This window comes from Candidatus Thermoplasmatota archaeon (assembly GCA_035540375.1).
Lineage (GTDB): Archaea > Thermoplasmatota > SW-10-69-26 > JACQPN01 > JAJPHT01 > DATLGO01.
On sequence record DATLGO010000083.1, the window covers coordinates 40,259 to 50,193 of the forward strand.

Here is a 9,935-nt window from a genome sequence, read left to right on the forward strand (position 1 = left end):
GTGAAATCGCCGCCCCCGGCGGCGCGCACGGCGCGGAAGACCCGTGTGCGTCCGGTGCGACGTCAGTGGGCGGGATCGTGGGCCCCGATCGTGTCCGTGTACGCCACGTGCACCATGAGCGTGTCCCGGAGGCCTCGCAGCTCGTCCGTGAACTGCCGCACGGCCGCGGCCGGGCCCTCGACGAGGAACACCTCGACGCAGTTGCCGCCCCCGTGGCTGTGGATGGCGCTCCGGATGATGCGCGCATGCGCATGGCGCAGCTCGAGGACGCGGCGGGAGTTCTCCTCGTAGACCGCCGTCACCGTCGCCGTGCGCGGGCCGCGCCCGCCGCCGCCCTGCGCCGCGAGGGTCGCGATGAGGTGGCGCAGGGCCGCCCGCACCACGTCGCTGCGGCCGGCGTAGCCGCCGCCCGCGATGAGGTCGTCCACCTGGGCGACGAGGGGGTCCGGGAGGCTCACGCTGAAAACGCTCACAAGGCTTTCATGATTCCTAGGAACATCAAGCCTCCTGTGAACGGCGACCCCGACCTTTCACAACGGTTGCGGAGAACGGCCGTGGCCATTGCGAGCAACAAGGAAGATTCATAAACGCCGCCAGGCTGGACGCTCATGGCCTCCATGCCTTCCCGCCTCGCCCTCGTCGCCGTCGTCCTCGTCGCCGCCGGTTGCGTCGGCCCCGCGCCCGCGCCGCGCGACGACATCGTCGCCTCGTTCTACCCCGTCCAGTTCCTCGCCGAGCGCATCGCGGGCGACGACCTCGCCGTGGGCGTGCTCGTCTCCGCGGGCGTCGAGCCGCACGAGTACGACCTCCGGCCGAGCGACGTCGCGCGCCTCGGCGCCGCCCGCCTCGTCCTTCTCCACGGCGCCGACCTCGAAGGCTTCGCGAGCGAGGTCGCGACGGCGACGGCGAAGCGCGGGGTGCCGGTCGCGACGGTGACGGAGGGCATCGACCTCCGCAAGGCCATCGAGGAGGGCGAGGAGGTCGACGACCCGCACGTGTGGCTCGACCCCGTGCTTTTCGCCGAGGAGGCGAAGAACGCGCTCGCGGCGATCGAGGCCGCGGACCCCGCGAACGCGACCGCGCACCGCGCGCGCGCCGCGACCCTCGCCGCCGACCTCGCGACGCTCGCCGACGCGTACGAGGCGGGCCTCGCCATGTGCAAGAAGCGCGCGATCATCACGACGCACGCGGCCTTCGGCTACGTCGCGGCGCGGTACAACTTCACCGAGCACAGCGTGAGCGGCCTCGAGCCCGAGGCCGAGCCATCCGCGGAGGCCGTCCGGGCCGCCTCCGACCTCGCGCGCCGCGAGAACATCACCGTCATCTTCTTCGAGACGCTCGTCTCGCCGAAGGTCGCGCAGGTGATCGCGAACGAGATCGGCGGGGAGGCGCGCGTGCTCAATCCGATCGAGGGCCTCACGGACGAGGAGGCCGCGCGCGGCGAGGACTACTTCTCGATCATGCGGCAGAATCTCGCGGCCCTGCGGCACGCGATGGAGTGCGCCTGATGGCGGTCAAGCCCCCGACGATCGAGGCGCGCGGCGTCACCGTGGAGTACGGTCGCGAACGCGCGCTCGAGGACGCGAGCCTCACGATCGCCGCGGGGGAGTTCGTGGGCGTGGTGGGTCCCAACGGCGCGGGCAAGAGCACGCTCCTGCGCGCGCTCCTGGGACTTGCGCCGATCCGGCGCGGCGAGTCCAAGCTCTTCGGATCGCCCGTCCACGACTTCACGGACTGGAGCCGCATCGCGTTCGTGCCGCAGAACGCGAGCCAGGTCGATGCGCAGTTTCCCGCGACCGCGCTCGAGATCGCGCTCCTCGGGAGGGTTCCGAAGCGCGGGCTCTTCCGGCCGCTCACCGCGGGCGACCGCGCGAAGGCGCTCGGCGCGATGCGCGAGGTGGGCGTCGAGAAGCTCGCCGGCCGCCTCGTCGGGACGCTTTCGGGGGGCGAGCGGCAGCGCGTGCTCCTCGCGAAGGCGCTCGCCTCGGATCCCGACCTCCTCATCATGGACGAGCCGACGACGGGCGTCGATCCCGGCGCGCGCGCGGAGTTCTACGAGCTGCTCGACCACCTGAACCACGACCACGAGATCACGATCGTCCTCGTGAGCCACGACGCGGAGGCCATCGCCGAGACGGCGCACCGCGTCGTCGTCGTGAACCGCCGCATCGTTTTCGACGGGACGCCCGCGGCCTTCCGCGAGGAGGGCGCGCTCTCGGGCGCCTACGGCTTCGACATCCGTCACGCCCGGACGGGCGTGCATCCCGGAGGCGAAGCCTGATGGTCGCGGGCCTCGCGGAGGCGTTCTCGTACGAATTCATGCAGCGCGCGCTCCTTGCGGGCGCGTTCGTCGCGGTGACCTGCGCGGTGCTCGGCGTCTTCATGCTCCTGCGCGGCCAGGCGCTCCTCTCGGACGGTCTCGCGCACATCAGCTTCGCGGGCATCGCGCTCGCCCTCCTCGTCGGTTGGGCGCCGCTCGAGATGGCGCTCGTCGCGGCGGCCCTCGGCGCCGTCGGCATCCAGCTCCTGCGCGAACGGGGCCTCGCGAAAAGCGACGTCGCGATCGGGCTGTTCTTCACGGGCGGCCTCGCGCTCGGCATCGCGCTCGTGAGCCACGGCCGCGGCATCACGGGCGGCATCTCGACGTACCTCTTCGGCAGCATCCTCGCCGTGAGCGAGGAGGACGTCCTCGTCGTCCTCGCGCTTGCCGCGGGCGTCATCCTCGTGATCCTCGCGCTCTACAAGGAGCTGCTCTACCTCGCCTTCGACGAGGAGGCGGCGCGCGTCGCGGGCCTCCCCGTCCGATCGATGGGGTACCTCTTCAGCATCCTCACCGCGGCCTCCGTCGTCCTCGCCGCGCGCGTCGTCGGGGTCCTCCTCGTCGGCGCCCTCATCATCGTCCCGGCCGCGACGGGCCTCCGGCTCGCAAAGAGCTTCCGCGCGGCGCTCGCGCTCTCGATCGCCTTCGGCCTCGCCTCCGTCGCGCTCGGGCTCTGGGCGAGCCTCGCGCTCGACGTCGCGGCGGGCGCCGCCATCGCGCTTGCGGCCCTCGTCCTCTACACGCTCGCGACGGCGGCGTACGCGGCCACGCGGCGCGCGGCGTGATCGGACGGAAAATCACGAGAAGATGACCGCGGAGGGCCGGGATCGGGGGCTCCCGACCCTCCGGGGCGTGTTCGAATCGCTGGCCTACTGGAGGTGGAACGGCGCGCCGCTGCCTTCCACGTCGAAGATCCGGTAGTTGCGGACTGCGGGCTCGGGCGCAGGGCGCGACGAGCCGTACCAGTAGAGGTCCACGAACGCGGTGTCGTGCGCGTGGTCCTTGAGCTTCCCGCCGCCGTTGTCCGTCGGATTGAACGGGTGCGAGTTGCCCTCCTTGTTGTCGTTGCCGCTCGGACAGTACCATTCCGTCCAGGGCTTCGCGCCGCCGGCCTGCGATTCGCAGCCGTTGGTGTCGTCGGACGCGTTGCCGTGGAGCTTGCCGCCCTTCACGGTGGTCTTCGCGTAGTTGGGCGTGAAGCCGCTCACGAAGTCCTCCATGTAGAAGACCAGCTCGGCGTTGTACCGGCGGTAGTTGTGGTACTGGACCTTCGTCGACTTGTCGAAGGTCGAGTTGTAGGCGTCGTAGGCGCACCCGCCGCCGGGCGTCTCGCCGAAGAGGGCGGGGTTGCCGTCGTAGCAGTACGAGGCGCCGCCGTTGTTTCCGGGGTTGGTGGGCTCGTAGTAGCCCGCGGACGGGTTGTCGATGAACGGGTTGCAGTTCGAGTTGCCGTCGTCCGCGACGAAGACGGGGCTTCCGCGCAGGTTCGCGACCCACACGAACCACTTGTTCGTGTACTGCTCCGGCGGGGGCAGGTTGCGGTCGGTGAAGAACTTCTCGAGGTCTTCGCCGCGACCCTGGTAGTTGGGGTTGCGCTCGGCGACCTTGCGGTACTTGTCGACGATGAACGTGTGGTCGTTCGGGTCCGTGACGTAGTAGGACTCGATGTACTCCGTGCGCTTCGCGGCCGCCCCGGGCGACGGGTGGCCCGCCTGCACCGCGGCGACGGCGCCGCCGCAGGGGTAGCGGACGCAGCCGTACTGCGTGTTGTTCATCTTGTAGCCGCATTCGACGAGACCGGAGTTCGTCGTGTTGAGCGTCGCCTGGACCTGGTCCGGGCGGAGCAGGTACTGGTCGTTGAACCAGAGCTTGCCCTGCGCCATCACGATCTCGCGCGCGAGGACGGTGACACCGGTGATGTTCCGGTTCACGACGGCCTGCATCACCGTGTACACGTTGTGGCCTTCGACGACCTGCTCGGTCTGAACGCCCAGCTCGCTGTAGACCTGTGCGAACGCGAGCCCAGGGGCCATGATCACAAGACCGATCACGGCGACAGTCATGATTCCGCGGCGCGACACCAACTCGGGCCTCCCGGGACGGCATGACCCCTGTGGCGGTATATCCTCCGCCATGTCACCCCGGTGAGGGACAAGAGGCCGCCCGGAGCGGCCGCCGGAGCGAAGCCGCCCGGTTTATCTCCGGGACCTCCGCTCCCCCCGCATGGCCCGCGGATTCGAGCACGTCGACCATACCGCGGACCTCGCGATCCACGCCTGGGGCGCGACCCTGGGCGAGGCCTTCGAGGAGGCCGCGCGCGGCCTCTTCGCCTACATGACCGAGATGGAGACGGCGCGGCCCGTCGGCGCCTTCCGCTTCGTTCTCGCCGAAACGACGCCCGAGCGGCTCCTCCACGCCTGGCTCGAGACGCTCCTCTTCCACCATCAGCGGGACCTCCTCGTCTTCTCGCGGTTCCGCTGCGACGTCGCGCCCGACGGGTTGAGCCTCGAGGGCGTCGCCGAGGGCGAGGCCTACGCGGCCGAACGGCATGGCCCCATCCACGAGGTGAAGGCGGTGACCTACCACGACATGCGCATCGTCGCGTCGCCGCCGCGCGTGGAAGTCGTCGTGGACATCTAGCGGAGCCAGCGGCCGCGGCCGCGCGGGCTCATCTCGAAGCCGCCCGCGACCGGGTTCAGGTCGCCCTCGTCCTCGAGGTGCGACTGGACCCACTTTGTGGCCTCGCGGACCTTCGTCGCGCTGACGCCGCCGCCCCCGCGCTCGACCGCCGTGAGGGCGGCGCGCTCCATCTCCTTGAGCGTGACGGGACGGCTGGACTTGAGGAGCTCCTCGACGATGGCGTCCCGGATATCGTGCAGGAGCCCCTCGTCGATGCCCGTGGGTTTCGGGGGCATGGAAAAAGTGCCGTGGCGGGCAGACGTTTGCCCCTATATGGCCCCACCGGTGCTGCGACGCGGTCGATTTTTACGCGGTCCCGCCAATACGGATATGATTTCGCGAGGCCCATGCCGCGCGCGGGCCGGTCGCTTCGACCTCCGTTCCGCGATCGTCCCCGGGGCCCTCGCTGCGCTTCTTGCGGGGGACCCTCCCTTTCCCATGGGCGCTCGACCCCGCCGGATCGCCGAGCGCTAAGCTTTTCATGGTCCTTCGTCCATGGTGGACCGAGGAGGAAGACCGTGGGAACGCTCTTCGATCATCTGTCGGCCCTCTTCGCGGCGCCCCAGCCCGTGCCCGTCGAGGACCTGCGGACGTCCCTCACGAGAAGCCTCCCCCGCCGCGCCATCCTCGAGGTCGTGGAGCGCTCGCCGGGGATCCCGCTCGGCGTGCTCATCACGCGGCTCCCGTATGGTTCGGGAACCGTCTATCATCATCTTCAGGTCCTTGAGCGCGCGGGCCTCGTCACGACGATGGCGTCCGGCCGTCGGCGCCTCATCTATCCTACGGCTCCCTCCGCGACGGCCCCGCCGGACACGCGGCATCTCGTCCTGCTCAGCACGCCCACGGCGAGGAGGATCGCCCGCGTGATCGTCGACCGCCCCGGCTGCTCGATCGGGGAGATCTTCCTGAGGACGGGCGCGTCCCCGCGGATGGTGTACTACAACCTGAAGCAGCTCACCGCCGCGGGCCTCGTCTCCTCGGCGTCGGCGACGCGCTACAAGCAGCTTACGGCGTCCCCGGCCCTCCCCATCATCCTGGCCCGCGCCGAACGGATGGTCGCGGAAGCGGACCGGGGCGCGCGGACCTGAGCCCAAATCCTTAATCCCGAAGCCCCCGTCTCGGCCTCGATGCCCTGGACCGGCAAGCTCGAGCGGATCGACCCCTGGCGCCTGCGGATCCCCGTGGGCGAGAAGCCCGGCATGCGCGTCCCGGGCAAGATCTTCGCGAGCGAAGCCATGATTTCGGACCTTGCGTCCGACAACGCCGTCGAGCAGGTCGCGAACGTCGCGACGCTTCCCGGCATCGTCGGCGAAAGCCTCGCGATGCCCGACATCCACTGGGGCTACGGCTTTCCGATCGGCGGCGTCGCGGCGTTCGACGCCGAGGAGGGCGTGCTCTCCCCGGGCGGCGTCGGCTTCGACATCAACTGCGGCGTCCGCCTCATCCGCACCGACCTCACGGAGCGCGAGGTCCGCCCGCGCCTCCGCGAGCTCGTCGACACGCTCTTCCGCCTCGTGCCATCGGGCGTGGGCTCCAAGGCGCGCGTGCGCCTCTCGAAAGGCGACACGCGCGACGTCTTCATGGAAGGCGCCGCGTGGGCGATCGGCCAGGGCTACGGCTGGAAGGACGACCTCGAGCACATCGAGCACCGCGGCACAATGCCCGGCGCGAACCCCGACAAGGTCTCCGACAAGGCCGTCGAGCGCGGCGCGCCGCAGGTGGGAAGCCTCGGCGGCGGGAACCATTTCCTCGAGATCCAGCGCGTCGACCAGATCTTCGACGAGGCGACCGCGCGCGCGTACGGCCTCACCGAGCCCGGCCAGGTGTGCGTCATGATCCACTGCGGCTCGCGCGGCGCGGGCCACCAGATCTGCACCGACTACCTCGACAGGATGGAGCGCGCCGCCGAGCGCTACCGCATCGCGCTCGTCGATCGCCAGCTCGCGGCGACGCCCGCGAACTCGCGTGAAGGCGAGGACTACTACGCGGCCATGTGCGCGGGCGCGAACTTCGCGTGGACGAACCGCCAGCTCATCACGCACTGGGTGCGCGAGGGCTTCCACGCGGTTTTCCAGCGCGACCCCGAGGCGATGGGCATGCGCCTCGTGTACGACGTCTCGCACAACATCGCGAAGCTCGAGGAGCACGAGGTCGACGGGCGCCGCCGCAAGGTGTACGTGCACCGCAAGGGCGCGACGCGCGCGTTCGCGCCGGGCCATCCCGACGTTCCCCCGCTCTACCGCGCGGTCGGGCAGCCGGTGCTCGTCCCCGGCGACATGGGCACGTCGAGCTACGTGCTCGCGGGAACGGACCAGGCGATGCGGGAAAGCTTCGGAAGCGCCTGCCACGGCGCGGGCCGCGTGAAGTCGCGCACGGCCGCCGCGAAGGCGTGGCGCGGGGAGGACGTGATCCGGGGGCTCGAGGCGCGCGGCATCATCGTGAAAGCGGCGAGCGCGCGCGTCGCGGCCGAGGAGGCACCGGACGCCTACAAGAACGTGAGCGACGTCGTCGACGTCTGCCACGGCGCGGGCATCGGGCGCAAGGTCGCGCGCATGGCGCCGATCGGCTGCGTCAAGGGATGAGATGACGGCCCGCCGATCCGCCGGAGAGACGCGGATCGGCGGGGCCGTGGGGTGACCGGACCCGCCGGTGTGTCGCGGGCGACGGGTCGTGTTCAGGCTCAGGGGCGGCGCGAGACGAGGATCGCGACAAGGCCGATGGCCGCCGCGACCGCCGCGAGGGCGACGCCGGGGACCGCGAGGTCCTGGCTGCGGACGTCCTTCTTGGCCGACGTCGTGTCGACCTCCTGATCGTTCTTCGGGCCCGAGCCGTCGAGGTACTGCACGTCGCCGCGGCAGGCGTACTCCGCGCTTCCGTCCATGCACGAGCCCTCGCCGCGGGTGAGGTTGTCGCCCGAGGAGGAGTCGTCGACGGGCTTGCTGCATTCGATGCACTCTTCGTCGCCGTACGGCTGCGGCTCCTCGGAACCGGCGGAGGTCGTACAGAACCGGTCGGGCGGACAGTCGGGCTTGCCTTCGTAATACTCCGCCGCCGCGAGGGGGGCCATCGTCAGCAGGCTCACGAGCGCGAGGATGAGGGTGCGCATGGTCTTCGACCCAAGGAGGTCGGCCCAGGACTTCTGGCCTCGGAATTGGGCGGGGCGCGGCCCAACGGGCCGTTCCCTGACCGACACGACACCTGAACGTGTTTATGCCGGCAGGATGCTGGGGCCGGCCATGCGCGCCGTCCTCGCCGCCGCCGTCCTTCTCGTCGCGATGATCCCCGCCGCGGGCGCGACCGCCGAGCCGAAGCTGCCCGATCTCACGATCTCCGACATCGCCTACCGCTGGATCCTCACGAAGCGCGAGCCCTACGAGCCCGACCCGCTGAACCAGGCCACGCTCGCCCCCGCGACGAACCGCGTCGAGGTGAACCTCACCGTGACGAACCTCGGCAACGCGAATGCGACCGACGTGCGCGTCCTCATCGTCTTCGGCGTGGGCGTGACGCTCAGCGCCAATCCGAACATCGGCACCGTCCTTGCGGGGCAAAGCGTCCAGGCGACCGTCGTGGTGAGCGTCCCCGCGCCGCAATACTGCTTCAAGGTGGACGGCCACAACACGATCGCGGAATCGAACGAGGCGAACAACGACGGCGGCTGCCACCTCATCGAGGGCGCCGACCTCGTCGGGTTCGCGTGACGGCGGTCAAAGAACCGCTCAAACGACGTTATACCCCACCCGGGGACTGTCCGTCCCGGGTGCCGGAATGCTCCGGGAGGCTTTCGATCACGCATGGGCCGTGTGTGCCACGACACGCGTGACGCGGGACCCCCCGGCGGTCCTTCCTGCGATCGGTCCACGATCAACCGCTCACAACCAAGCCTCCGCGTCCGTTCGCGCGCCGCCTCCCTCCGTTTCCGCGGCGCTCGCCGGAAAGGGCCCTTCCGCCTTCCGGAGCGCCGGCGCCCACTCCCTCCGACCGCAAACCCCGCGTCCCCGTGCCGTACCGGACGCGGGGGCGGCCGCGCCGCGCGCGCGACCGCTTCCTCTCCTCGACGGGAGCGCCCGGGGACCCGCCGCGCGCGGGTCGCGGGCCTTTTCCGTTTTCGTAGCCCCCCGCGGCGACACCCGAACCGTCAACCCGCGCCCCGCGAACGGCCGCGCGCTTGCGACGCGGGAGGCTTGACGTGGCGCGCCGACCGATGCTCGAGGCCGCCCTCGTCCTCGCGCTTCTCGCCTCCACCGCCTCCGCGCAGGTGGTGGGCGGCTCGTTCGGCGCGGAGGCCGACCCGGCCGAGCGCGTGGGCGACGAGGGGCGATTCCTCGTGGTCGTCCGCAACCACCACCGCCTCGACGCCGACCTCCGTCTCGACGTCCTCCGCAACGCGGGCAACCTGACGGTCTCGATCGACCCGCCCACGCTGCGCGTCCCCGCCGGCGGGTCCGACGCCTTCGCTGTCCGCCTCGCGCTCCCCGACGGCGCGGCGCCCGGCGCGCGGCACGTCGCGACGCTCCGCGCGCGCGACCCCTCGCTCGGCAGCGCGCCGCCGGTCGACCTCGCGCTCGTCGCCCCGATGTCGCCCTCCCAACCCGCGCCCGCGCCGCGGCCCGACCTCGCGATCGAGGCCGTCGAGCGCGCGCTCGACGCGGCCTCCGGGGAGACCGTGGTCGCCGCCTTCGTGGTGCGCAACACGGGCGGAACCCCGCTCCACGTCCTTCTCGACGCCGTCGCGCCCGACGGCTGGCGGCCCGCGCTCGACGCGGCCGCCCTCGCCCTCGACCCGGGCGTCGCCGCGACCGTCCAGGCGCTCGCGACCGTTCCCGCGGGCGCGGGCGGCACGACGGCGCGTCTCGCCGTCGTCGCGACCGCGGGCGACCTTGCCCGCGAGGCCGCGACGCTCGTCCACGTCGCGCCCGACGCGCCGTCCGAGGCG

General features: G+C 71.3%; 12 protein-coding genes. 8 read left to right on the top strand and 4 right to left on the bottom strand.

Annotation, left to right across the window (positions count from 1 at the left end):
* Positions 1-62: 62 nt before the first annotated feature.
* Complete coding sequence (locus tag VM889_10045; protein ID HVL48886.1) at positions 63-473, bottom strand: CopG family ribbon-helix-helix protein; 411 nt, start codon at positions 471-473, stop codon at positions 63-65.
* A 135-nt stretch (positions 474-608) separates the two neighbouring features.
* On the opposite strand from VM889_10045, the gene VM889_10050 reads away from it, so the two are divergent.
* The 3 genes from VM889_10050 to VM889_10060 are packed head-to-tail and all read left to right on the top strand — an operon-like array spanning position 609 to position 3,105.
* The gene (locus VM889_10050; GenBank protein ID HVL48887.1) at positions 609-1,508 is read left to right on the top strand and encodes a zinc ABC transporter substrate-binding protein; all 900 of its coding nucleotides are present in this window, start codon (positions 609-611) and stop codon (positions 1,506-1,508) included.
* Positions 1,508-2,281 (top strand): metal ABC transporter ATP-binding protein, encoded by a 774-nt coding sequence (locus VM889_10055; GenBank protein HVL48888.1) that lies wholly within the window; start codon positions 1,508-1,510, stop codon positions 2,279-2,281. Before VM889_10050 ends, VM889_10055 begins: the two co-directional genes overlap by 1 nt.
* Entirely contained in the window at positions 2,281-3,105 is an 825-nt protein-coding gene (locus VM889_10060; protein ID HVL48889.1) for a metal ABC transporter permease, read from the top strand. The genes VM889_10055 and VM889_10060 overlap by 1 nt, the downstream gene beginning before the upstream one ends.
* 84 nt (positions 3,106-3,189) lie before the next feature.
* Here the strand turns inward: VM889_10060 and VM889_10065 are convergent, their stop codons facing one another.
* On the bottom strand, positions 3,190-4,401 hold the full coding sequence (locus tag VM889_10065) for a hypothetical protein (protein HVL48890.1): 1,212 nt from the start codon (positions 4,399-4,401) through the stop codon (positions 3,190-3,192).
* A gap of 142 nt (positions 4,402-4,543) precedes the next feature.
* On the opposite strand from VM889_10065, the gene VM889_10070 reads away from it, so the two are divergent.
* Entirely contained in the window at positions 4,544-4,960 is a 417-nt protein-coding gene (locus VM889_10070) for an archease (GenBank protein ID HVL48891.1), read from the top strand.
* Here the strand turns inward: VM889_10070 and VM889_10075 are convergent.
* The gene (locus VM889_10075; protein ID HVL48892.1) at positions 4,957-5,235 is read right to left on the bottom strand and encodes a hypothetical protein; all 279 of its coding nucleotides are present in this window, start codon (positions 5,233-5,235) and stop codon (positions 4,957-4,959) included. The two genes, VM889_10070 and VM889_10075, sit on opposite strands and share 4 nt — an antisense overlap.
* Before the next feature lie 282 nt (positions 5,236-5,517).
* On the opposite strand from VM889_10075, the gene VM889_10080 reads away from it, so the two are divergent.
* The gene (locus tag VM889_10080; GenBank protein ID HVL48893.1) at positions 5,518-6,087 is read left to right on the top strand and encodes a helix-turn-helix domain-containing protein; all 570 of its coding nucleotides are present in this window, start codon (positions 5,518-5,520) and stop codon (positions 6,085-6,087) included.
* A gap of 39 nt (positions 6,088-6,126) precedes the next feature.
* Positions 6,127-7,581: an RtcB family protein gene (locus VM889_10085; protein HVL48894.1), complete on the top strand. Its 1,455-nt coding sequence runs from the start codon at positions 6,127-6,129 to the stop codon at positions 7,579-7,581.
* Between the two features lie 98 nt (positions 7,582-7,679).
* Here the strand turns inward: VM889_10085 and VM889_10090 are convergent, their stop codons facing one another.
* A complete protein-coding gene (locus tag VM889_10090; protein HVL48895.1) occupies positions 7,680-8,105 on the bottom strand; it encodes a hypothetical protein in 426 nt (141 codons plus the stop codon).
* 130 nt (positions 8,106-8,235) lie between these two features.
* On the opposite strand from VM889_10090, the gene VM889_10095 reads away from it, so the two are divergent.
* Together VM889_10095 and VM889_10100 are read left to right on the top strand one after the other, a co-directional pair.
* Positions 8,236-8,700: a CARDB domain-containing protein gene (locus tag VM889_10095; GenBank protein ID HVL48896.1), complete on the top strand. Its 465-nt coding sequence runs from the start codon at positions 8,236-8,238 to the stop codon at positions 8,698-8,700.
* 488 nt (positions 8,701-9,188) lie between these two features.
* Positions 9,189-9,935 (top strand): NEW3 domain-containing protein (locus VM889_10100; protein ID HVL48897.1); only part of this gene is annotated, 747 nt, incomplete at its 3' end.